General features: G+C 59.5%; 25 protein-coding genes and 1 tRNA gene. 11 read left to right on the top strand and 15 right to left on the bottom strand.

What is annotated here, in order from left to right:
• Nucleotides 1–15 precede the first annotated feature (15 nt).
• The 5 genes from dapA (at nt 16) to HF257_RS12250 (ending at nt 3,705) form a co-directional block, all read left to right on the top strand.
• Complete coding sequence (gene dapA, locus HF257_RS12230; protein WP_185709445.1) at nt 16–894, top strand: 4-hydroxy-tetrahydrodipicolinate synthase; 879 nt, start codon at nt 16–18, stop codon at nt 892–894.
• Nucleotides 895–911: 17 nt separating this feature from the next.
• Nucleotides 912–2,027: an outer membrane protein assembly factor BamC gene (bamC, locus tag HF257_RS12235; RefSeq protein WP_185709444.1), complete on the top strand. Its 1,116-nt coding sequence runs from the start codon at nt 912–914 to the stop codon at nt 2,025–2,027.
• 4 nt (nt 2,028–2,031) lie between these two features.
• The gene (locus HF257_RS12240) at nt 2,032–2,790 is read left to right on the top strand and encodes an MBL fold metallo-hydrolase (protein WP_185709443.1); all 759 of its coding nucleotides are present in this window, start codon (nt 2,032–2,034) and stop codon (nt 2,788–2,790) included.
• A 27-nt stretch (nt 2,791–2,817) separates the two neighbouring features.
• Complete coding sequence (purC, locus tag HF257_RS12245) at nt 2,818–3,531, top strand: phosphoribosylaminoimidazolesuccinocarboxamide synthase (RefSeq protein WP_003172493.1); 714 nt, start codon at nt 2,818–2,820, stop codon at nt 3,529–3,531.
• An 84-nt stretch (nt 3,532–3,615) separates the two neighbouring features.
• Nucleotides 3,616–3,705: transfer RNA gene (locus HF257_RS12250), tRNA-Ser, on the top strand.
• Between the two features lie 67 nt (nt 3,706–3,772).
• On the opposite strand, the gene HF257_RS12255 is transcribed toward HF257_RS12250, so the two are convergent.
• The 6 genes from HF257_RS12255 to HF257_RS12280 all read right to left on the bottom strand — a co-directional run bounded on the left by HF257_RS12255 (nt 3,773) and on the right by HF257_RS12280 (nt 9,261).
• Nucleotides 3,773–4,060 (bottom strand): type II toxin-antitoxin system RelE family toxin, encoded by a 288-nt coding sequence (locus tag HF257_RS12255; RefSeq protein WP_185709442.1) that lies wholly within the window; start codon nt 4,058–4,060, stop codon nt 3,773–3,775.
• Nucleotides 4,050–4,289 (bottom strand): type II toxin-antitoxin system RelB/DinJ family antitoxin, encoded by a 240-nt coding sequence (locus HF257_RS12260; protein ID WP_185709441.1) that lies wholly within the window; start codon nt 4,287–4,289, stop codon nt 4,050–4,052. Before HF257_RS12260 ends, HF257_RS12255 begins: the two co-directional genes overlap by 11 nt.
• A 418-nt stretch (nt 4,290–4,707) precedes the next feature.
• Entirely contained in the window at nt 4,708–5,934 is a 1,227-nt protein-coding gene (locus HF257_RS12265) for an MFS transporter (protein ID WP_185709440.1), read from the bottom strand.
• A gap of 208 nt (nt 5,935–6,142) precedes the next feature.
• On the bottom strand, nt 6,143–7,168 hold the full coding sequence (locus HF257_RS12270) for an AraC family transcriptional regulator (protein ID WP_185709439.1): 1,026 nt from the start codon (nt 7,166–7,168) through the stop codon (nt 6,143–6,145).
• Between the two features lie 28 nt (nt 7,169–7,196).
• Nucleotides 7,197–8,018 carry an SDR family NAD(P)-dependent oxidoreductase gene (locus HF257_RS12275; RefSeq protein ID WP_185709438.1) on the bottom strand — a complete coding sequence of 274 codons (822 nt, stop codon included), beginning with the start codon at nt 8,016–8,018 and terminating at the stop codon, nt 7,197–7,199.
• 304 nt (nt 8,019–8,322) lie between these two features.
• Nucleotides 8,323–9,261 (bottom strand): LysR family transcriptional regulator, encoded by a 939-nt coding sequence (locus HF257_RS12280; protein WP_185709437.1) that lies wholly within the window; start codon nt 9,259–9,261, stop codon nt 8,323–8,325.
• A 158-nt stretch (nt 9,262–9,419) separates the two neighbouring features.
• Between HF257_RS12280 and HF257_RS12285 the strand changes: the two genes are divergently transcribed.
• From HF257_RS12285 to HF257_RS12295, 3 genes are read left to right on the top strand one after another with little or no spacing between them, the layout of a single operon-like run.
• Nucleotides 9,420–10,739, top strand: coding sequence for an MFS transporter (locus HF257_RS12285; RefSeq protein ID WP_185709436.1), 1,320 nt, complete (start codon nt 9,420–9,422; stop codon nt 10,737–10,739).
• Nucleotides 10,740–10,752: 13 nt separating this feature from the next.
• Nucleotides 10,753–11,982 (top strand): Zn-dependent hydrolase, encoded by a 1,230-nt coding sequence (locus HF257_RS12290; RefSeq protein WP_185709435.1) that lies wholly within the window; start codon nt 10,753–10,755, stop codon nt 11,980–11,982.
• 10 nt (nt 11,983–11,992) lie between these two features.
• Nucleotides 11,993–13,018 carry a histone deacetylase family protein gene (locus HF257_RS12295; RefSeq protein ID WP_185709434.1) on the top strand — a complete coding sequence of 342 codons (1,026 nt, stop codon included), beginning with the start codon at nt 11,993–11,995 and terminating at the stop codon, nt 13,016–13,018.
• Between the two features lie 321 nt (nt 13,019–13,339).
• On the opposite strand, the gene HF257_RS12300 is transcribed toward HF257_RS12295, so the two are convergent.
• The 3 genes from HF257_RS12300 to HF257_RS12310 all read right to left on the bottom strand — a co-directional run bounded on the left by HF257_RS12300 (nt 13,340) and on the right by HF257_RS12310 (nt 15,201).
• The gene (locus HF257_RS12300) at nt 13,340–13,711 is read right to left on the bottom strand and encodes a helix-turn-helix domain-containing protein (protein ID WP_185709433.1); all 372 of its coding nucleotides are present in this window, start codon (nt 13,709–13,711) and stop codon (nt 13,340–13,342) included.
• A 2-nt stretch (nt 13,712–13,713) separates the two neighbouring features.
• A complete protein-coding gene (locus HF257_RS12305; RefSeq protein WP_185709432.1) occupies nt 13,714–14,016 on the bottom strand; it encodes a type II toxin-antitoxin system HigB family toxin in 303 nt (100 codons plus the stop codon).
• Between the two features lie 345 nt (nt 14,017–14,361).
• Nucleotides 14,362–15,201, bottom strand: a complete 840-nt coding sequence (locus HF257_RS12310) for a hypothetical protein (RefSeq protein WP_185709508.1) — start codon at nt 15,199–15,201, stop codon at nt 14,362–14,364.
• A 159-nt stretch (nt 15,202–15,360) separates the two neighbouring features.
• Here HF257_RS12310 and HF257_RS12315 point away from each other — a divergent pair, with 159 nt between their 5' ends.
• Nucleotides 15,361–16,263 (top strand): LysR family transcriptional regulator, encoded by a 903-nt coding sequence (locus HF257_RS12315; protein WP_185709431.1) that lies wholly within the window; start codon nt 15,361–15,363, stop codon nt 16,261–16,263.
• Here the strand turns inward: HF257_RS12315 and HF257_RS12320 are convergent.
• The 5 genes from HF257_RS12320 to HF257_RS12340 form a co-directional block, all read right to left on the bottom strand.
• A complete protein-coding gene (locus tag HF257_RS12320; RefSeq protein ID WP_185709430.1) occupies nt 16,255–17,013 on the bottom strand; it encodes a substrate-binding domain-containing protein in 759 nt (252 codons plus the stop codon). The genes HF257_RS12315 and HF257_RS12320 overlap by 9 nt on opposite strands.
• Nucleotides 17,013–18,317 carry an MFS transporter gene (tcuC, locus tag HF257_RS12325; RefSeq protein ID WP_185709429.1) on the bottom strand — a complete coding sequence of 435 codons (1,305 nt, stop codon included), beginning with the start codon at nt 18,315–18,317 and terminating at the stop codon, nt 17,013–17,015. The genes HF257_RS12320 and tcuC overlap by 1 nt, the downstream gene beginning before the upstream one ends.
• A gap of 481 nt (nt 18,318–18,798) precedes the next feature.
• Nucleotides 18,799–19,191 (bottom strand): VOC family protein, encoded by a 393-nt coding sequence (locus tag HF257_RS12330; protein ID WP_185709428.1) that lies wholly within the window; start codon nt 19,189–19,191, stop codon nt 18,799–18,801.
• Nucleotides 19,188–19,748, bottom strand: coding sequence for a hypothetical protein (locus tag HF257_RS12335; RefSeq protein WP_185709427.1), 561 nt, complete (start codon nt 19,746–19,748; stop codon nt 19,188–19,190). Before HF257_RS12335 ends, HF257_RS12330 begins: the two co-directional genes overlap by 4 nt.
• A 36-nt stretch (nt 19,749–19,784) precedes the next feature.
• A complete protein-coding gene (locus HF257_RS12340; protein ID WP_185709426.1) occupies nt 19,785–19,961 on the bottom strand; it encodes a hypothetical protein in 177 nt (58 codons plus the stop codon).
• A 128-nt stretch (nt 19,962–20,089) separates the two neighbouring features.
• On the opposite strand from HF257_RS12340, the gene HF257_RS12345 reads away from it, so the two are divergent.
• Nucleotides 20,090–21,013: a LysR family transcriptional regulator gene (locus tag HF257_RS12345; protein ID WP_185709425.1), complete on the top strand. Its 924-nt coding sequence runs from the start codon at nt 20,090–20,092 to the stop codon at nt 21,011–21,013.
• A 79-nt stretch (nt 21,014–21,092) separates the two neighbouring features.
• Nucleotides 21,093–21,455, top strand: coding sequence for a 5-carboxymethyl-2-hydroxymuconate Delta-isomerase (locus tag HF257_RS12350; RefSeq protein WP_185709424.1), 363 nt, complete (start codon nt 21,093–21,095; stop codon nt 21,453–21,455).
• 168 nt (nt 21,456–21,623) lie between these two features.
• Here the strand turns inward: HF257_RS12350 and HF257_RS12355 are convergent, their stop codons facing one another.
• Complete coding sequence (locus HF257_RS12355) at nt 21,624–22,559, bottom strand: LysR family transcriptional regulator (protein ID WP_185709423.1); 936 nt, start codon at nt 22,557–22,559, stop codon at nt 21,624–21,626.
• Nucleotides 22,560–22,694 lie beyond the last annotated feature (135 nt).

Below are 22,694 nucleotides of genomic sequence, written 5' to 3' on the forward strand. Positions count from 1 at the left end.
GGCAGGAGCGGTTGCATGATTGCGGGCAGTATGGTGGCACTGGTCACACCCATGGATGCACAAGGTCATCTCGACTGGGACAGCCTGGGCAAACTGGTGGACTTCCACCTGCAAGAAGGCACCAACGCCATTGTGGCGGTCGGCACCACAGGTGAATCGGCCACCCTCGACGTGGAAGAACACATCCAGGTCATCGAATTCGTAGTCAAGCGTGTTGCGGGCCGTATCGCCGTGATCGCCGGTACGGGCGCCAACTCGACGCGTGAAGCGATCGAGCTGACCAAGAACGCCAAGAAGGCCGGCGCCGATGCCTGCCTGCTGGTGACCCCGTACTACAACAAGCCGACCCAGGAAGGTTTGTACCAGCACTTCCGCGCCATCGCCGAAGCCGTTGATATCCCGCAGATCCTCTACAACGTACCGGGCCGTACTGCTTGCGACATGCAGGCCGCGACCGTGATTCGCCTGTCCACCGTGCCGAACATCATCGGTATCAAGGAAGCCACCGGCGACCTGCAACGTGCCAAGGACATCCTGGCCGGTGTGAGCAGCGACTTCCTGGTGTACTCCGGTGACGACGCCACCGCTGTCGAGCTGATCCTGCTGGGCGGCAAAGGCAACATCTCCGTGACTGCCAACGTGGCTCCGCGTGCCATGAGCGAACTGTGCGCTGCCGCCATCGCCGGTGACGCCGTGACCGCCCGTGCGATCCACGAGAAGCTGATGCCGCTCAACAAGACACTGTTTATCGAATCCAACCCTATCCCCGTGAAGTGGGCGCTGTATGAGATGGGCCTGATGCCGGACGGTATCCGTCTGCCGCTCACCCGTCTCAGCGAAGCCTGTCACGAACCGCTGCGACAGGCCCTGCGCCAGTCCGGCGTCCTGGTTTAATTGAGGAAGCACTACGCATGAAGCGATTGGCCGGACTTTCCGCACTTGCCTTGATTATCTCCAGCACCAGTGGCTGCGGTTGGATCTGGGGCCCGGAAGGCTACTTCCGTGACCGCGGTAGCGATTACCTGGAAGCCCAAGCAACCAAACCGATGCAACTGCCGCCGGACGTCAATGTCGCCAAGCGCCTTGACCCGTTGCTGCCGATCCCGCGTAACGTTGCCGACGACACCGTCAAGGGTGAGTACGTAGTGCCGCGTCCACAGCCGATCTCGGCCGTGGCCGAAGCCAGCGACTACAGCCTGCAGAAGAGCGGTGACAACCGCTGGATCATGGCTCAGCGCCCACCTGCCGAAGTTTGGCCGGTGGCGGTGCAGTTCTTCCAGGACAACGGTTTCCGTATCGACCAGCAACGTCCGCAGACCGGCGAGTTCACCACGGCATGGCAACAAGGCAGCGAGCTGTCGGCCAGCATGGCCAAGCGCCTGCAAGCGAGCGGTGTAGCCGCTGACAGCGAGGCCCGTGTGCGTGTGCGCATCGAGCCAGGCGTGCAGCGCAACACCAGTGAAGTCTACGTGGTGAGCGCCGAGCGTCCTGCCGGCAGCACCGCCAATGTTGACTTTACCAACCGCTCGGTCAACACCGGTGTTGACTCCGCATTGGTCGACGAAATGCTCGCCAGCATGAGTCGTATCTCCGAGAAGGGCGGTTCCGTTTCCCTGCTCGCCGCACGTGATTACGACACCCCAAGCCGAGTCAGCCTCACCGAAGACGGCAGCGGCAACGTGGTGCTGAACCTGGGTGAAGACCTGGACCGTGCGTGGGCCAGCGTCGGTCGCGCGTTGGAGCAAGGCCCGTGGCGTGTTGAAGACATCAACCGCAGCCTGGGCCTGTACTACATCAACGTGGCTGAAAAGGCCGAGAAGAAAGACGACGAGCCAGGCTTCTTCGGCAAATTGTTCGGCAGCAAGCCGACCAAGGAAGAGATCGAGACCCGTGCCGAGCGTTACCAGGTTCGTTTGAGCAAAGTTGGCGAAAGCGTACAAGTCACCGTCGAGAAGAACATCAACACCGTTGCGCCAGCAGAAACAGCGCGCAAAGTGTTGGGCGTGATTCAGGACAACTTGGGCTGATCCGATGCGTTTTGCCGTTCTCGGCAGCGGTAGCCAAGGGAACGGCACGCTGGTCGCACATGACGACACGTATGTGCTGGTGGATTGTGGTTTCTCGTTAAAAGAAACCGAGCGGCGCCTGCTGCGCCTGGGGGTTCACCCCACGCAGCTGACCGCGATTCTGGTGACCCACGAACATGCCGACCACGTGCATGGCGTGGGTTTGCTGTCTCGGCGCTACAATCTTCCGGTGTACCTCAGTCGCGGCACCTTGCGCGGGATGCGCAAACCCATTGAACCCGCAGGTTTCCTGGCCGGTGGCGAGCAGTTGCAAATCGGCGCATTGAGCATCGATGTGATTGCCGTGGCGCACGACGCCCAGGAGCCGACGCAATATGTGTTCAGTGACGGCGAGCGGCGCTTTGGCGTGCTCACCGACCTGGGTTCCTACTGCTCCAAGGTGCTGGACGGCTACCGCGACCTCGATGCATTGATGATCGAGTCCAACCACTGCCGAGACCTGCTGGCTCGCGGTCATTACCCGTACTTTCTCAAGCAACGGGTGGGCGGCGAACTGGGACATTTGAACAACCACCAGGCGGCGTACCTGGTGTATGAGTTGGGCTGGCAAGACCTGCAACACCTGGTCCTGGCCCACTTGAGCAGCAAGAACAACCTGCCGACGCTTGCCCGGCAATGTTTTGTCGACACCCTAGGGTGCGACCCGGACTGGCTGCAACTGGCCGATCAAGATTCAGGGCTCGACTGGCGACATATCGCCTAGCCCACCTCACTCAAAGCGGAGCCCATCATGGAAAAACGTGAAGAACTCTACCGCGGCAAAGCCAAGTCGGTTTACAAGACCGACGACGCCAACCGCCTGATCCTGCTGTTTCGCAACGACACCTCGGCGTTCGACGGCAAGCGCATCGAACAGCTGGACCGCAAGGGCATGGTGAACAACAAGTTCAACGCCTTCATCATGCAGAAACTCGAAGAGGCCGGCATTCCGACCCAATTCGACAAACTGCTGGGCGACAACGAGTGCCTGGTCAAGAAGCTGGACATGATCCCGGTCGAGTGCGTCGTGCGTAACTACGCCGCCGGCAGCCTGGTCAAGCGTCTGGGCGTGGAGGAGGGCCTTAAGCTCAACCCTTACACGTTCGAACTGTTCCTGAAGGACGACGCCAAGGGCGACCCGTTCATCAACGAATCCCACGTCGTGGCATTCGGTTGGGGCACCGCTGAGCAACTGGCGCGCATGAAGGAGTTGTCCCTCAAGGTCAACGACGTGCTGAGCAAGCTGTTCGACGACGCCGGCCTGCTATTGGTGGACTTCAAGCTGGAATTCGGTGTGTTCCACGACGGCTCCATCGTCCTGGGCGACGAGTTCAGCCCGGACGGCTGCCGCCTGTGGGACAAGGACACCAAGAAGAAGATGGACAAAGACCGCTTCCGCCAGGGCCTCGGTGACGTTATCGAAGCCTACGAAGAAGTCGCCAACCGTCTTGGCGTACCGCTTTAATCGACGCAAGCATCTGATAGCACGGAAAAAAATCTCGTTTCGAGCTTTGCTTTCCTGAATCACGCTGTTATGATGCGCGCCGTTGGAGAGATGCCAGAGTGGCCGAATGGGACGGATTCGAAATCCGTTGTACCTTCACCGGTACCTAGGGTTCGAATCCCTATCTCTCCGCCATTACATAGAAAAAGCCCCGTAGCTGAACAAGCTACGGGGCTTTTTTGTTTTGTGTGTCTATCTAGCGCTAGCTCAATCGCTCAGCCGCCTTTCGATAAACCTGATCACGCTCTCGTTTATCAATGGCGACCACAACCACAGTGATTTCCTGATCTATCACCTGATAGACCAGCCTGTAACCGCTGCTACGTAGTTTGACTTTGTAGCAGTCAGGCAGGCCATGCAGGCGGTTAGCTTCAACGCGCGGATTGTTCAGGACTTCAACCAACTTCTTCTTAAGTTGCTGGCGGACGGTGTCGCCGAGTTTTTGCCATTCCTTCAATGCTCGCGCATCGAAATCAAGGCTATAGGTCATCAATAGAAACCTTTACGCGTTGGGGAGATGCCAAGCGTTCTCGAACAGTGGCCATCAAGGCTTCGTCATCTTCAGTCATCAGGACGGGCTTGAAAGGCAATTGGCCCCGTTCTGCCACGTATTGAAGGGCTTGGCGCATCAGTTCGGAGGGTGTGACGCCGAGTTTCTCAAGTTCACGATAGGCGCGAGCTTTTAAATCGTCGTCGATACGGACGTTGATGGATGCCATGGTATAACTCCACTGTAATGACGCATGTCATTACAGTGGATCAATGATGTCTTTTTGGCAAGGCCATCGGGACGTACGGTTTCACCTTCCCACATGAACCCTACTTTTTACCCTTCGGCTTCGACGGTGCCTTTTTATCGGTTTCCTTCACCGTTTCCCTCGGCCTTTTTTTCGCCTCACCCTCTGTCACGTATTCCCCTGTTACCGCATCACGATATCTGGTTGGCATAGAAGCTCCTTGGCTGCCCGTCGCCATGCCGGCGACTCTTTCGAGGCTAGTTCAGGGGCTTGAGTGCGCACGCGACATTGTGCGACTTCTCATTACGACGCTTGGCTACAACCGTGATAACTCATTTCTGGAAATGAAAAAGCCTGCTGAGCTCAACGCTCAGCAGGCTTTTTAGTCGGGGCAGTCTAACTAGGCAGTCTGAGCCACCAGGCTATTACTCACCTTGCGCCCCAACACCAGCACCGTAACAAAACCGGCACCCACCAACGCCGTGGCCAAGCTCAACAGCACTGCGCTGCCCATCTGGTCGACGATCCGCCCGCCGAAGAACGAGCCCAAGGCAATGATCACCTGGAACAAAGCAACGAACAGCGGCATGCCGCGTTCGACGTCCTTGGGGGCGACGACGAACATCCAGATACTGGCGCATGCCGGGAAGGCGCCGAAGGCGAAGCCCCAGAGTGCGATCAGCATCGCGGCGCCGGTCATGCCGGTGGCGAAATAGGGGAACAGGGCGGTGCTGGTGCCGATCATCAGCGCGACCAGCAGCAAGGTGTGGCGCACGCTGCGGTTGGCGGCGAAACCGGCAAACACATTACCCATCACCCCGGCCACGCCGTAAAGCAGCAACAGTGAGCCAATGGTTGGCCCATCGAAGCCCGAACTCTGTTTGAAGAACGGCGCCACATAGGTGTAAGCGGCAAAGTGCGCCAGGCCAATCAGCAAGACCGCGATCAACCCGACCCGAGCTTGTGGGTTGATAAACAGGGCGGGCAGGTCACTGATGAGAATGGCCTTTTCCGGGGTGAGTCGGGGCAGCAAAAATACCTGCGCCAGCAACACCGGCACACCGACCAGCGCAGTGACGAGGAAGGTCATGCGCCAGCCCATCAGGCCACTGAGCCATGTGCCTACGGGCACGCCCAGTACGGTGGCCAGGGTTACGCCCATCATGATGATCGAGGTGGCCTTCGCTACGCCCACGCCCTTGGGGGCCAGGCGGCCGCTGAGGGCGATGGCCGTGGCCCAGAATCCGCCAATACTGATGCCCAACAGCACGCGGCCAAACAGCAGCAGGCTGAAGTCGCTGGCAAACGCTACGACCGAGTTGGCGATGATCATGATCAGCGTCAGGCCGATCAGCAGGTAGCGGCGGTCCATGGCGCCGATACTCACCGACAGCAAGGGGGCGGCGAGGGCGGCCATGATGCCAGGCAGGGTGACCATCAGGCCGGCGTGACCGGCACTGATGCCCAGGTCGCTGGCGACGTCGTTGAGGACGCCCACCGGCAGGAACTCGCTGGTCACCAAGGCGAAGGCACCCACCGCGACCGAGAGAATCGCCAGCCACTGCTGTTTGACACTCTGTTGATTATGTTCGGGACGGCCGCTAGGGGCCTGTGTGGCACTTGGCATGGTGTTGGGTTCCAAGATGAATGTCGCCTGAAATCAGGCGGGGGGAGGGAGTCAGGGGGCGATTATATAAACCGGTCTTGAATATTGAGCAGGCGCTCGTTTCGATAGTAATCATCAGTGCTATCGATGCGATGGGCCGGGCTAGACACTTCGAGGCGCGTTTGGAGTTGGGAGTACAGCGCCAGCCTTTGCAAAACGATGGTTTAGCTCACTTGTACATATCGATCTGGGAGGCACGCCAGCGAGCGGGAGTCGTCCCTTCCCAGGCGCGAAAGGCCCGATAAAACGAGTTGGTGTCTTCATACCCGAGCAGGCATGCCACTTCCTCTATCTCGATCGACGGTTCGCTCAGCAAATGGCGTACTACTTCCTGGCGAGTCTCCAGCATGAGTTGGCGGAAGCTGGTGCCTTCCTCGGTAATGCGCCGTTGCAAGGTGCGCTCGCTCATGCCCATTTCCCGCGCCACCTCGGCCATCTCCGGTCGACCGCTGGCGAGGATGCGCTTGAGGGCGCTTTTCACCTGCAGGCTGATCGTGGACGGTGCCGATGCTTCGGCCAATGCGGCAGTCAGGGCAGGGTTCAACATCTCGAGCAGTTCTGGGTTATGGCTGGGAAAGGGTCGGCTCAGGTCGGCGGCGTCAAATACCAGTGCATTGCGCTCGGCGCCGAAACGTACGGCACAGCCAAAAAAATCGGCCAATCCATCATGACCGCTTTCCGGTCGCGCCAATTCGATGCTTAGCGGGAGAATGTGCACCCCGGAGCCACGTCTGCCCAGTTCAACAAACGTGGCAAATGCTGCATCGATCAAGAGCGTGGGAGGTGGCGCCTGGGTGCGCAACCAATCGACAGTGACTGTGCAGGTGTTGCCTGCTTCTGTTACCCCGACACGCTCCAGCGTGCACAGTTGTTTGAAGCGTGCGAGGCGATGCAAGCCATCCCGAAAATCGCGGGCAATAAATGCTACGAAGCTTGCGGGCGGCAATGTAGCGCTATCCAATTGGGTCACCATCTGGATAGCGGCGGCCGGGTCCGGATTGAGCGTGGCGATCGCCTCCCACAAGCGGAAAAACTCCTCGGTACTGACCTGGCGGCGGTCCCGGCGCTCATGCAGGTTAAGCGTGACGGGCAGCCGCGCCTGACGCAACACGGCTGCTGGCTCCAGACCGATGCTTCTCAGGGCTTGCCAAAAAACATCCGGAATATTGAAGCGTGATTGGCGTGCGTCAGACATGGGCTACCTTTTGTTTCAAGCAATCAAATCAGTCAGAGGCCGACACGCTAAGGTCATGCCATTTCTTGTCGGAGGCAGCCAGGTCTTCTGCGGCCTTGGCTGCGTATTGCACGGCATCGCTACCGATCAGCAGGCGCAGGGGCGCGTCTTTATTGAGCGCCAACTCCAGTACGATCTCGGCAACCCGAGCCGGGCCGGTCGGTAGAATGCCAGGGGAATTGAGCAGCTCAACCAGGGCACCAACGCTTTGCTGGTAGGGCTCGCTGATCGGCGGGATGGTCATGGAAGCCCCCGACCAATCAGTCCTCATGCCGCCCGGCTCCAACACCGTCACTTGAACCCCCAGCGGGTTTACTTCTTGCGCCAGCACTGTCGAAAAACCGCCGACGGCCCATTTGGCGCTCTGATAGGCGGCGAGGCCCGCCATGCCAATACGTCCGCCCAAGGACGATACCTGAAAGATGTGCCCGCTGCCCTGTGCGCGCAGCACCGGCAATACGGCCTTGCTCACGTGTACCACGCCATAAAAGTTGGTATCGATCTGGGCCTTGAAATCCTCCAGCGTCACGTCTTCTACCGACGCCAAGTCACCATAGCCCGCATTGTTGACCACCACATCCAGGCCGCCGAAGTGTGCCACCGCCGCTGTGACCGCATTCTCGACCTGTTGGTTATCGGTCACGTCCAACTGCACGGGGTAGACCGCAGCGCCATACTCGGCAACCAAATCATCCAATTGGCGCGGATTGCGAGCAGTGGCAACCACACGATCACCCGCGCGCAATACGGCCTCGGTGATGGCGCGGCCAAGGCCACGGGAACTGCCGGTGATAAACCAGATCTTGGACATGTGAACACCTCTTCGTGTGGGACGGCTGAATTAGCCAGTGCACGAAGGATGGTCTATGCAGGGTGTTCCTACACTAGCAGGAAGGCGCCAAGTGACTTGCAAAGTGCGCCAATTGTATTGCGTCAGGCCCGATTATGTAGTGAGCGGGCTTGTCCCGCGCTGGGTGGCGAAGCCGCCCCAACAAGACCGTCGCGGTGTATCAGGCTCGCTGTGGTAGTAGGTTTTAGGGCGGCTTCGCAACCCCGCGCGGGCGGCGCGACGATTCGACAAGCCCGCTCATTACAGGAGCATTTTGGTCGCCACGTCAGCTCCCCAGCCGTCCCGTCAGGCTTTCGATAAACACCGTCTCCGCCCGGCTCATCTTTTGCTCACGATTCCACAGCAGATGAATGTCCACGTCCGCGATTCCCTCATCCGGCGGTAGCCGCCAGAGGAGCCCGTTCTTCACATCCTCCGCGACCACATGGATCGGCAGGCAGCCCAGGCCGAACCCGGCGATCACCAAGCGTCGCACTTCTTCCAGGCTGGACGACGACGCCACAATACGCCCGCTAAACCCTTGTTGATCGCGAAAGATCGTCAACGGCGAGAGCATCCCGCCGATCTGGTCGCTGGTGAAACTCACGAAGTTTTCTGATTGCAAATCACCCTCTGCCAAACCGGTGCGGCCAAACAATGGATGGTGCCGGCCACAGAAAAACGCGTAGCGCTGGCGCAGGAACAGGTGCTGTTCCAGGCGCGGCTGTGGGCGCCGATTGAGGCTCAGACCCAGGGTCGCGGTTTTTTCCAGAAGGGCGGCGACGATGTCCGAGCTGCGCATGACTTCGACTTCCAGGTCGACCCGAGGATGTGCGCGGTGAAAACCCGTGAGGAAGTCATCGAAGGTGTCCGAATTGATCCGGCTGATCATCAGCAAGCGCACTTTGCCGATCACTTCATCGCCGGGTTTTTGCAAGGCGTTGCTCATCTGGGAGACCTGGCCATACATCTCGCCGGCGATGGCGAAGATTTGCTCGCCGGCCTCGGTCAGCACAAAGCGCGGGCCACGGCGGGCGATGAGCTGGCAGTCGAGTTGTTCTTCCAGGCGCTTGAGGGCCTGGCTGATAGCCGGTTGGGTCAAGTGCAGGCGGGCGGCGGCGCGGCTGATGCTCAGTTCCTGGCCGATCGCGCGGAAGGTGCGCAGCAGGTTCCAGTCCAGGCGATCGTTGAGCAGAGGGTGGATATCGCGGCGGGCTTCGGACATGGAGTGGCTCGATAATAAGCTGTCGTTATAATTCGAATAATAAATAGAAAATTGACTAATCATAGCCCCGCGACAAAAAATCACTCCCAACAAGCGCCAACAGAGCGCATGCGTTCGACTTTTCTCCTGCCAAAAAAATAACCAAAGGAGCCTGCCCCATGAAGCCTTCCGCTTCGCCGCAGCCACGCCGTGCCGCGGCCGCCGCTTTTATCGGCACCATGATCGAGTGGTACGACTTTTACATCTATGCCACCGCCGCTGCGCTGGTATTCGGCCAGCTGTTTTTCCCCTCCGAAGACAAACTGTTTAGCACCATGGCCGCGTTCGGCACATTTGCCGTGGGCTTCTTTGCGCGGCCGTTGGGCGGCATTGTGTTCGGGCATATTGGCGACCGCATCGGGCGCAAGAAATCCCTGGTCATCACGCTGGTGATGATGGGCGTGGTCACGGTGTGCATCGGCCTGCTGCCCACCTATGCGCAGATCGGTGTCGCGGCACCGGTGCTGTTGATCCTGCTGCGTGTGGTGCAAGGCATCGCGGTGGGTGGCGAGTGGGGCGGAGCCGTGTTGATGGCCGGCGAGCATGCGCCGAAAGGGCGCCGTAACTTCTTTGCCTCTTTTGCCCAACTGGGCAGCCCGGCGGGCTTGATCCTGTCGCTGCTGGCGTTCAGCGCGGTCACCCGTTTGCCGGAAGAAGACCTGCTGAGTTGGGGCTGGCGTGTTCCATTCCTGGCCAGTGCGTTGCTGTTGGTTGTCGGCCTGGCGATTCGCCTGGGCGTGAACGAGTCGCCTGAATTCCTAGAAGACAAAGCCCAGGCCGAAAAGGCGCGTGCGATCAAAAAAGACCAGGCACCAGTCATTGAGGTGCTGCGAACCGCATGGCGCCCACTGCTGTTGTGCATCGGCGCCAATACCCTGGGCATCGCCGGCGTGTATTTCACCAACACCTTCATGATTGCCTACAGCACTCAGCAACTGGGCCTACCGCGCTCGCTGATTTTGGAGTGCCTGTTCGTCGTCGCCATCATCCAATTCTGTGTCCAGCCGCTGGCCGCCTGGGTGGCCGAGAAGGTCGGCGCGACACGTTTCCTGTGCGCCATGACCGTGCTGGCCATGGCTTCGCCGTACCCAATGTTTGTATTGGTCAGCAGCGGCCAAGCGCCGTTGATCATCCTGGGGATCGCCCTGGCGGTGGTGTGCATGGCGTCGTTTTATGCGGTGATCGCAGGTTTTGTCAGCGGCTTGTTTGAAACCCGTGTGCGGTATACCGCGATCTCCCTGGCCTACCAGGTATGCGGCGCCTTGGCCGGTGGCCTCACGCCATTGATCGGCACGTGGCTAGCCCATGAATGCCAGGGCCAGTGGTGGCCGATGGCAGTGTTCTACAGCCTGATCGCGGCGGTCTCGCTGGTGTGTGTATTGGCGTTGTCGCGTCGTCACGCCACGGCTCATCGTCTTGAGATGGCACACAGTGTTTGAGGGAGATTGCACAATGTTGAAGATCAATGGAGAGCGTCTGTGGGCCAGCTTGATGGCCATGGCCGAGATCGGCGCGACCGCGCGCGGTGGCAGTTGCCGATTGGCCTTGAGCGCCGAAGACCAGGCCGGTCGTGAACTGTTCAGCCACTGGTGCACAGCTGCCGGGCTGACCCTGAGCGTGGATGCCGTCGGCAACCTGTTTGCCCGCCGCGCCGGTACCGAGAGCGACGCCGCTCCGGTGATGATGGGCAGCCATCTGGATACCCAACCCGAGGGCGGGCGTTTTGACGGTGTGTACGGCGTACTGGCTGGCCTGGAGGTGATTCGCAGCCTTGATGACCATGGCATCCAGACCCGCAAGCCGCTGGAAATTGCAGTGTGGACCAACGAGGAAGGCGCGCGCTTTACCCCGGCGATGCTCGGCTCGGCAGTGTTTACAGGCAGCCTGGCGCTGGACAAGGCCCTGGCCACGGCGGATAGCGATGGTATCAGCGTGGCCGAGGCGTTGCGTGCTACCGGCTATAACGGTTCGCGCCCGTTGGGTGGCGCGGTGTATGCGTATTTCGAAGCGCATATCGAGCAGGGCCCGATCCTGGAAGACAACGCCAAGAGCATCGGCGTGGTTACCGGCGGCCAAGCGATTCGTTGGTTGGACGTGCGCGTCGAAGGCATGGCCGCCCATGCGGGAACGACGCCAATGCCGCTGCGCAAGGATGCGCTGTATGGCGCTGCAACAATGATCCAGGCCCTGGAAAACCTCGCCGCGGATTTCGCTCCCGAAGGCCTCACCACCGTCGGTGAATTGAACATTGCCAAGTCGTCGCGCAATACCATTCCAGGGCTACTGAACTTCACTGTCGACTTGCGCCACCACCGCGATGCCGACATTGACGCCATGGAGCAGCAAGTACGGGCGCGTTTGCAGGCCATCGCCGAGAGACGTGGCCTGAGTGTCACCATTAGCCCCCATTGGATCAGCCCAGCCACGCCGTTTGATGCAGATTGTGTCGCCTGCGTGCAAGCCTCGGTGGACGCGCTTGGCTACAGCCAGCAATCCATTGTCAGCGGCGCCGGCCACGATGCCATCCACCTGGCGCGCTATTGCCCGACCGCAATGATCTTCATCCCTTGCGTCGGCGGCCTCAGCCACAACGAAGCTGAAGACGTGCTACCCGAGGACGTGCGCCAGGGCACCGATGTATTGCTCAACGCCGTGCTGCAGCGCGCCGGCCAGGTTCAGTAAGGAGAATTCCATGCGTACGTTTTTCCACCCCGAACAACTCTTGCATCACCCGCGCAGCTACTACTCACGCGGACAGATGCGCACCCCCCAGGAAGTCCCCGAGCGTGCCCGCAATCTGTTGCTGGCGGCGCAAAGCCTGGGCTTCGAGATCCAGCAACCTCAGGACCATGGCCTTGAACCGTTACTGGCCGTACACGGTGAGCCTTACCTAGCCTTCCTTGAAGAAGCGCATCAACGCTGGAAGGAAGTCCCCGAAGACTGGGGCGATGAAGTCATGTCCAACATCTTCGTGCGTGAGCCCAATGCCTTGCGCGGCATTCTTGCCCAGGCTGCGCGCTACCTGGCCGATGGCAGTTGCCCCATCGGCGAACTCACCTGGCGCTCGGCCTACTGGTCGGCCCAAAGCGCCGTCGCCGCTGCCAAGGACATCCTCGATGGCGCTCCCGCCGCCTATGCACTCTGTCGTCCTCCGGGCCACCACGCGCGCTTCGATTCGGCCGGTGGTTTCTGCTACATCAATAACGCTGCAGTAGCGGCACAGGTGCTGCGTGAAGGCCTCCAGCGCGTTGCCGTGCTCGACACCGACATGCACCACGGCCAGGGCATCCAGGAAATCTTCTACGACCGCGACGACGTGCTCTACGTCTCGATCCACGGCGACCCCACTAACTTTTACCCCGGTGTTGCCGGTTTTGCCGACGAGCGCGGAAACGCCGGCGGTGAAGGCTTCAACCTCAACCTGCCAATGCCCCACGGTGCCAGCGAGGCGTTGTTTTTCGAAAAACTTGAACAAGCCCTGGCGGCGGTCAAGGAATTTTCGGCGGATGTGCTGGTGCTGTCCCTGGGCTTCGACATCTACGAGCTGGACCCGCAAAGCAAAGTCGCGGTGACGCGTGAAGGGTTTGCGCGGCTGGGGGACTGCATTCGTGGCCTGGGACTGCCGTGTGTGATCGTGCAGGAAGGTGGTTACCACCTGGAAACGCTGGACAGTAATGCGCAGGCGTTTTTCGGTGGACCGCAGGCCTGGGTGAAGTAACAAGGCGATATGCGTTGTAAAAGGTGTGATATCTTTGTGCTATCATTCGTCGTGATGGTCACGGAGGGATATTATGCGAAAGCTGTCGTTGCTGGGCTTGCTGGTGGTGTTGGCTGTTAGCCCGATGCTTGCAATGGGATGTCCGAAAGGCACGCATCCAGTGGGCGGAACAGGGTCGCATCACAAGGGTGGGACTTGCCAGTAAGCGCTTTCTAGCCCAGTCAGATAACTGCTTAAGGATTCACGCGAAAAAAAGCCTGTCTAGCTCGATATTTGGCGGGCTTTTTTGTCGTGGTCTGCTTGATCAACCTGCAATTGCCTTCACGCATGTTTCACCGGCCTTATCAGGCTTTCGGCCGGAATTCCAAACATTTCATGCAACTTCCAGATCATTGGCAATGTCAGTGCGCGTTTCCCATTCAGCACTTCATAAACCCGATTTTGACGACCAATTGCGGGCACTAGATCGGCTGCCGATAGTCCCGATTGTTCCATCCTGAAACGAATGGCATCGATCGGAGTAGGAAGGTCAACGGGGAAGTGCTTCGCTTCATAGGCCTCGATCAAAGTGATCATCACATCAAAATAGTCACCTTCTGGTGTGCCGGGCTCGGGCTCATTGTCGAATAGCGGGGAAACAGACTTGAGTACGTCTTGGTAGTCCTGCTCAGTGTGGATAGGTCGGATCTTCATGGTTACTCCGTTTCAACGGTATCGGCGTCTATCGTGTCGTACTGCTTATGTGTGCCGACGAACTTAATATAGAGAGCGCCGTAACGGTAAGCCACTGCGACCACGAGCCGGTAGTCGTTGCCCTTGATGTTGAAGACAACCCTCCGGCTCTTGAGAATGCTGGCGCTGCGAAACTGCTCTTTGATATCTGTCGGGGTTGACCAGTCGGCGTTCCTTGCTTCATCTATCCAGGCGAGCAATGGTTGTTCGGAATCAGGGTATTTCTGCCAAAACGACTTGAGTTGGCTGATCGCGATAATTCTCATGAGGAAATCCTAGTCCCGTGTTGGGACTTACGCAAGCAGGAGGAATTGCAACCGGTTATGTTTTTCTATGCCTGTGGCTATCAAAGAAATCTTCCACAAAGGCATTTCCGTCATCGCTGCGCATAATTGGCCCTGGGAACATAAAAGGGTTGCATACGCAGGTGAGGTTTTGACCTTCCCAGTATTGTCGCTCGCCGGTGTTGTGCTCGTGAATGGCTCAAATAACTTATTGATATTTATGACATCTCGTTTCCCGGTTGCATCTCTTAACGTTCTTGCGCGTGCGGACGACGTGCTCTCGTAGGGTGTCGCCTACCAAACGAGAGAGCGCCCTAAGGCCTGAGGTTATTCCGGCGTCAGTTCCAGCACGCGACTTCTCCCACCCTCGGCCAGCAGATAAGTCCCATGTCCGGTTGGCACAATCGACTGGGGGGCTTTGAGGAAGGAGAGAACGGTCTTCTGGCGCCCCTGTTTATCAATCAGCAACAACCGCGCGCGGTGCGTGGCATCTTCATTGACCCACAGCCCGCGCTCGTCGCACATCAGAAAGGTCGGCTGGTTCAGATTGCTCAGCACCACCGGGTCGCTGCCGTCGGCGGACAGCTCACGCACCACACCTTTTTTCTTCTCGTTGTAGAGCAGGCGTCCGTCGGTGCAACGCACGATGGCTTCGCCTTCCTGCACCTGGTCGCGTAACACCGTCAGGGACTGATCGCTCCAGCGATAACGCAGCAAGCGCCCGGCCGGCTTGCGGTCTTCGATGGCGTAGAGATCGTCGCCCTCAACCCACAGGCCTTGCACGCTGTCACCCTTGAACAGTTCGGTGACCACGCCGTCCTTATAGAAGCTGACGGGCAAGCCATCGGACTCCTGGCTGAACACCCAGCCACCACGGGTTGGCACGATGCCGTCGGGTTTGGACAGGTCAGCCACCAGCACCTCACGCGAGCCGTCGGGGTGGATGCGCACGATGCTGCCCTTACCCTTGTCGAGCTCTTGGCTAACCACCAGCGACCCGTCCGACAACGGCATCAACGATGCCGCTTTCGCCACGTCGCGATGGACTACCTGGACACTCCAACCGGCCGCCGCACTCACGGGATAGAAACTTTGCCAGGCAAAGAAACCGAGGGCGGCGATGCAAGGAGCGCCCAGGAGGCAGGCCCCCAGTCGCCATAGGCGCATTGGTTTTTTGTTATTGGATGCGGTGGTCATTGATCGCTCAGTCGATTGGGTTTGGCATGCAGACTACGCAGGTGAGGGTGTTTTTTAAATGCACGTAGGACTGTTGCCGGCGCATTCGTACGATAATGCTCCCCAAATCGACCACCCTGGCCCATCCTCGTGATCATCAACTTCGACCTCAACGACCTCCAAGCCTTCCGCGCCGTGGTAGACAAGGGCAGTTTTCGCGGGGCTGCCGAGGCCATCCGTATTTCGCAGCCCGCCCTCAGCCGGCGTATCGAAAAGCTTGAGTCTGCCCTCGACGTCAAGCTGTTCGAACGCACTACGCGGCGGGTCAGCCTGACCATGGTTGGACGCGCGTTCCTGCCGCAAGTGGAGCGCATGCTCGACGACCTCGACGTGGCGCTGATGGGCATCAGCAACGTCGCCTCCACGCGCATGGGCAACGTCACCATCGCCTGTGTGCCGTCCACGGCGTACTACTTCATGCCCCACGTGATCTCCGAGTTCCACAAGCTGTACCCGAAAATTCGCCTGCGGGTGCTGGATGCCAGTGCCGGTGAGGTGTGCAACGCGGTGGAAAGCGGCGAGGCGGATTTTGGCGTGAGTTTCAGCGGCAGCCTGGCCGATGAAGTGGAGTTCGAACTGCTGCTGCAGGAGCGCTATGTGCTGGCCTGTCGTCGTGATCACCCGCTGGCCGGGCGCGAGAGCGTACCGTGGGCCGAAGCCTACGAGCACGACTACATCACCGTGGACAAGACCTCGGGCAACCGCTTCCTGTTGGACCAGGCCTTGCGCGGCGTGAGGGTGAAAAAACCGAGTATCTGCGAAACGCACCACGTGACCACGATGATCGGGCTGGTGGAGGCGGGCCTGGGTGTGGCGATGGTGCCCTCGATTGCGATGCCGGCCGGCACGCACCCGATCCTGGTGAGTGTGCCGCTGGTGGAGCCGCAGGTGATGCGCAATGTGGGCTTGATAAAACGCCGCGGGCGGACATTGCCGCCGGCGGCGTTGGAGTTGGAGCGACTGGTGCGAGAGATGCCGTTCCGATCAGCGTGACACCGAGTCCAGGCCGGTGGCTTGCACCACCGGTTGCGCCTCGGGCGAGGCCAGGTACTGCAACAGCGCCTTGGCCTGCTCAGGGTGTTCGGCGTTCACCGGAATGCCCGCCGCAAAGCGCGTCACTGATTGCACGTCTTCCGGGATCTTACCGACGTAGGTCACGCCCTTTACCGGCAGCAGTTCCGCCACCTGCTGCAAGCCCACTTCGTAGTCACCCTTGGCGACCTGCTCGGCCACCGGGATGCGTTCGATCATGGTGCCTTTGGCGGGCATGCCGAGTTTCTTGAACAACTCCTTCTCGACATACACGCCGCTGGCACTGTCCGAATACGCCACGGACTTGGCCTTGCTCAGCACGGCCTTGAGTTCTGCATCGGTACCGATGGCCGGTTTGGCTGCGCCTGCCTTCACCACCAGGCCGATGCGCGAGTCCGCCAATTCCACGCGGGACGCCTTGTCGACTTTGCCTTGTTTGATCAAGTCATCCAGGGCGTAGCCGACCATGATCACCACGTCGGCGTGTTCACCACGGGCCAGGCGGTTGGGAATCGCTTCCGGCGCCTTGCCCATCGATGGGCCGAGGATTGTGTCCAAGGTGTCGCCGCTGTGCTGGGCATACTGCGGGCCCAGCAATTTATAAGCGGCAGTAAAGCCACCGGAGGTCATCACCTTCAGCTCTTCGGCCTGGGCCGTCAGCGCCAGTGCGCCGAGGGCCAGGGCCGTCAGGGTCTTGAACAGAGGCATCATCACACCGCCTCCCGGATCACCTGCCCACGGGTACTGGCGCGGCGATACAGCGCCAAGGTCGAGCACAGGGCGCACGCTGCGGCAAACATCATCCAGTACGCCGGTGAGGCCTTGTCTTCGGTGATGTGAATAAACCAGGTGGAGATCGCCGGGGTGAAGCCACCGAAGATCGCGGTCGCCAAGCTGTAGGCCAGGGAGAAACCGGCCACGCGTACTTCTACCGGCATGATCTCGGTGAGGGCTGGGATCATCGCGCCGTTGTACATGCCATACAGGAAGGAGAACCACAGCAGGGTTTCCAGCATATGGGCGAAGCTTGGCGCGTTGACCACGAACGACAGCGCCGGGTAGGCGGTGATCACGGTCAGGGCGGTCATGGCGATCAGCACCGGCTTGCGGCCGAAGCGGTCACTGAGGGTGCCGCCGATCGGCAGCCAGACAAAGTTCGACACCGCTACCAGCAAAGTCACCAGCAGGGCATCGGAGGTGCTCAGCTGCAGCACGGTCTTGCCGAAGGTCGGGGCGTACACAGTGATCAGGTAGAACGCAGTGGTGGTCATGGCCACCATCAGCATGCCGCCGATCACCACGGTCCAGTTTTTCACCAGGGTAGCCAGCACTTCGCGCATGGTCGGGCGATGTTTGCGGTTGGCGAACTCTTCGGTTTCCTGCAGGTTACGACGCAGGATGAAGATGAACGGGATGATCACGCAGCCAATGGCGAACGGAATACGCCAGCCCCAATCGGCGACCACGGCGGGTTCCATCCACACGTTCAGGCCATAACCCAGAGCGGCGGCGACCACGATGGAGATCTGTTGGCTGCCCGATTGCCAGCTGGTGTAGAAACCCTTGCGGCCGGGGGTGGCCATTTCGGCGAGGTAGACCGAGACACCGCCCAGTTCCGCGCCGGCCGAGAAGCCTTGCAGCAAGCGGCCCAACAGCACCAGCGCCGGGGCCCACAGGCCAATGGTGTGATAACCGGGCACCAACACGATCAGCAGCGTGCCGCTGGCCATGATCGACAGTGTCACGATCAGGCCTTTGCGACGACCAACGTCATCGATATAGGCACCCAAAATGATCGCGCCCAACGGACGCATCAAGAAGCCCGCGCCGAACACGGCGAAGGTCATCATTAATGACGCAAACTCATTAGCGGCGGGGAAGAACGCGGCAGCAATATAGGTGGCGTAGAAACCGAACAGAAAGAAGTCGAACTGTTCGAGGAAGTTGCCCGAAGTAACGCGGAATACCGCACCAACTTTCGAGCGGGCAGAGTCGGGCCGGGTAGGGCTAGTCATGGTTTTGTGTCTCCAGCGTTCTTTTTAAAGTGCTTGTTTCGCTTAAGACCGCGGATAGTGGCTGACACATTTAGAAATGATAAGTGAGTTATTTGGATGTATTGATGCGCACAGGCTATCAATCATCGGTTCCGGTCAAACTATCGGCCCTGATCTATGCTTGAACTGTGACCAATTCTTACGGATGGGAGGTGGCAATGACTGACCAACAGAAGCGGCGGGATGAGACGAAGCCTGAGCAACCAAAGCGGCACGAGGAAGAGAAACCGCAAACTTGGAAGCATCCCGATGATGGGACCGAACTGTCTGAGCGGGACCAGGAGCGCCCGCTCAAACCCTGATTCATGAGGCTGCGAAGATCAAATGTGGGAGCGGGCTTGCTCGCGAATGCGGTGGGTCAGCCAATATATCTGTTGACTGGCACTCCGCTTTCGCGAGCAAGCCCGCTCCCACACAAGCCCGCTCCCACATTAGTTTTGTGTCAGCCTTGGATTGGCGTGCAAAGCTCCACCAGCGTCCCGTCCGGGCAACGCACATAAGACACCACTTGGCCCCACGGCTTGGCACTCGGTGCCGACAATTGCGTCGCGCCGTTTGCCAGTGCTTTTGCATGGGCGACCAGCACATCTTCAGTCACGAACCCCACTTCCATGCCTAGCGGCTGCCGGGAGGTGTGCGCTTCAACGTGGCCACCCTTGAAATTCATCTCGCCCAACTCATGGGCAGCAAACGACAGCGTGGTATCGCCGGTTTCCAATTCGCCATAGGTGCCGGACTCATGCAGGAAACGGCGACTGAAACCGAAGGCCTTTTCGAAAAACGCCAGGGAGGCGGCCACGTCGGGCACGTAGATGATGGTGTAGGCAAATTTCATGGTTGGCGATCCTTGTCAGAAGAGGGGAGATAGCAGCCTTTTTGGTCCATCAATTGCCTCCAGGAATAGGACTCCGTGGAAGCGGGCGGTACTTGGGTCGGTGTTTCGAATTGAGCGAGCGAAGCGCCCGTGTCGGCGTTGACCACTTCGATCCGGCAGAGCCCGCCATTTTCAAGCATCCCGCCTTTGAGCAGGTAACGCCCATTCGCGGCGAACTCAGTGATGAATTCAAGGGTACACACGCGGCCGGCGCTCGCTGAGCCTTGCAGCACCAGGTGCAGTGGGGTGTTGGCGGCAATCTCTTGAAAGCCCTGGGGGCGAGGCGTGGCGTTGTAAACGGAGAACAATTCGGTCTCCTTGCCCCGAGCCGCCTGCCGTCCCAGGCGGCAGTCGGTGTCGGTGGATACACCTACAGACAGCAAGTAGTTGTAGCTGTTTGGCGTGTACAGCTCGCTTTTGATTTGCGCACGCGGACCTTGGACAGGCGCCGCATAGTGTTGATACGGCGCACAGCTGGCGATCAGCACCAGCGAGGCCAGGCAGAGTTTTTTTATCACAGCGGGGCATCCATTCCAGAAGCAATCAAAGGGGGGTTACACCAGTAACGAAGTCGGAAAACCCGCGGCCAGCACCAGAAACGCGATCACCGCCGCCAGGCATAAACCGATAAACACGCGCAGCAGCGTCCTCACGGTGGGCGTGGCGATGAATTGGACAACCCAGAGACAGAACCCGGCCACGACAACGGCCAAGGCAATAATGACCAGCACAGTAGTGTTCCTGCGACCTTCAAGAGCTGATTTATAGTCCCAAAGCCACCGGATGAACAGTGTGCACATAGACGCAGCCCCGCGGGCTTTCTAAACTGCGGCTTGTCTTGGGGAAGGGGCAGGCGCCGATGAATCGCAATGAATTACGCAAGGCTGACATCAACCTGATGGTGGTGTTCGAAGCGCTGATGCTGGAGCGCAATGTGACACGGGTGGCCGAGAAGCTGTTTCTGGGGCAGCCGACCATCAGCTCGGCCCTCAACCGATTGCGCACCTTGTTTAATGATCCGCTGTTTATTCGCGTAGGCCACCGCATGGAGCCCACGGCGCGTGCCGAGGAAATCATCCAGCATCTGTCGCCCGCTCTGGATTCACTGTCGTCGGCCCTGAGCCTGACCCACGATTTCGACCCGTCCATCAGCACCATGACCTTCCGTATCGGATTGTCCGATGACGTTGAATTTGGCCTGCTGCCACCCCTGCTGCGCACCTTGCGCCGGGAAGCACCGTCGGTGGTGTTTGTGGTGCAGCATGTCGACTATTGGCGCATTCCCGATCTGCTCGCCTCCGGTGACATCACCGTGGGCATTACCCAGACCCGAGGCCTGCCGGCCAACGCCAAGCGCAAGCTGTTGCGCCATATCCACCCGCGCATCCTGCGGGCAGACCCTTCGGACACGCCGCTGACCCTCGACGAGTACTGCTCACGGCCCCACGTGCTGGTGTCCCACACCGCCAACGTGTCAGGGTTTGCCGATGAGTGGCTGGCGGAAATCGGCCGCAAGCGCCAGGTGGTGCTGTCGGTGCCGCAGTACAGCGCGCTGCCGGCGTTGCTGGCCGGGACGGACCTGATTGCCAGCTTGCCGGACTACACCGCCGAGGCCATGGCGGTGTCGGGCCAGTTGTTTTGCGAGCCGTTTCCGTTCGAAACGCCAACCTTGGATTTGTCCATGGTCTGGCTCAGTCACGTGGACACTGACCCCGCCGAGCGCTGGGTGCGTTCGCGGCTGGAAGCGTTCATGAGTGATCGAGGATTGGCGGCCAAACCCTGACTGACAGAGCTTTCACGCCTGAGGCGTGATGCCTCGTGATATACCTAAGAATCTTCCTACAAAAAACTTGGAGAAACCCATGCCGCACCTGCACTTGGAATACACCGCCAACCTGACGCAACTGGACACCGACAAGGCCCTGTTGCGCCTGAACCACGCACTGGTGGCTTCCGGTCAGTTCGGCGCCGAGTTTGATATCAAGAGCCGTGCGCTCAAGGTCGAGAGCTTCCGTGTCGGCACCGGCCTGAACGAGCGTGGGTTTGTTGCGGTGCGTCTGGCGTTGCTCAGTGGGCGTTCGTCACAGATCAAACAGCAGCTATCGGAAAGCCTGCTGGCCGTGGTGCAGGACCTTGGCCCATGGCCGGAAGGCGTGCAGGTGCAATTGAGTGTCGAGTTGCTGGACATTGATCGCGACTCCTACAGCAAAGTCGCCATCGGCTGACCTTTGCCGTCCCGGAGCATCATGTGGTGAACGGGCTGTTGTAGTGAGCGGGCTTGTCCCGCGCTGGGGGGCGAAGCCGCCCCAATAAAAACGCCGCATTCTGTCTGACAGAATGCGGCGTTTGGTTTTAGGGCGGCTTCGCCCCCCAGCGCGGGACAAGCCCGCTCACTACAATAACCCCTGATCCGCGCACACCTTGACCACCTGCTCACGAAACCAGGTATTGGCGCTGTCCTGTTCGCTGGTTTCATTCCACTGCATATCCAAGGTAAAGCCCGGCAGTCCGTTGGGCGCTTCGCAGTGGCCAAATGTCGACGCGGGCGCCAGCAGCTTTTGCACGCGGCGGGGCAGGGTGACGATGAAGTCGGTGGCGGTGATCATCTTCAACGCCGCGCCATAGCTGTTGGCGCGAGCGATGACCTGGCGCTTGTGACCCTGACGTGTGAGCCAGCCGTCGATCATGTTGGTGTCGGAGGTCCACGGCGTAGGGAACACGTGGCGCCGTTCGACGAAGGATTGCAGGCTGAATGCCGGTTCCCGAGGGGCTGAGCGTTTGTCGAACACACAGACTAAATCGTCCTCCAACAGCATCTGGGTCTTGAAGTCTTTGTGGGCGCGGTGGAAGTTCGGGCCGAAGCAGATCACCAGGTCGAGACGGCCCTCACGCAGGTCGTCGGCGGGGATATCGGTTTCCAGCTTTTGCACATTGACGATCACCGGTAAGTCGGCGCGGTCGAAGTTCTTCAGTAGGCGCGGCAGGATCAGTTGCTCGAAATATTCCGGGGCACACACATTGAAGGTCACGGCCTTTTGCGTCGGGTCGAATGCCTGGCCGCCGGCGTGGCACAGGTTGATGCTTTCGAGGATCTTCTGCACATGGCCATACATGGTGGTGGCCTTGTACGTCGGGCGCATGCCCGCCCGCGTGTTGATAAACAACTCGTCTTCGAAGCTGGTGCGCAGCTTCTTCAAGCTGTAGCTCACGGTGGACTGGCTGACGAACAACGTTTCGGACACTTCGGTAACGCTGCTCTGGTCGTAGACGGCGATAAATACCATCAAGTCCTGCATGTCGAGCTTTCTGAGCAAGTTACTGTTTAGCATCCATTCCATCCGGTAAGCCTTGGCACTGTGGCAGTGCGCGACAAGGGCAAAAGCTTAACGGAACGGTCGTACCATAAGAAGGCTCTGTAGGTCGTTTCTATGTTTGGAGTGAGACAAATACTGTTTGCAACACGA

It is taken from the genome of Pseudomonas cremoris (genome assembly GCF_014230465.1).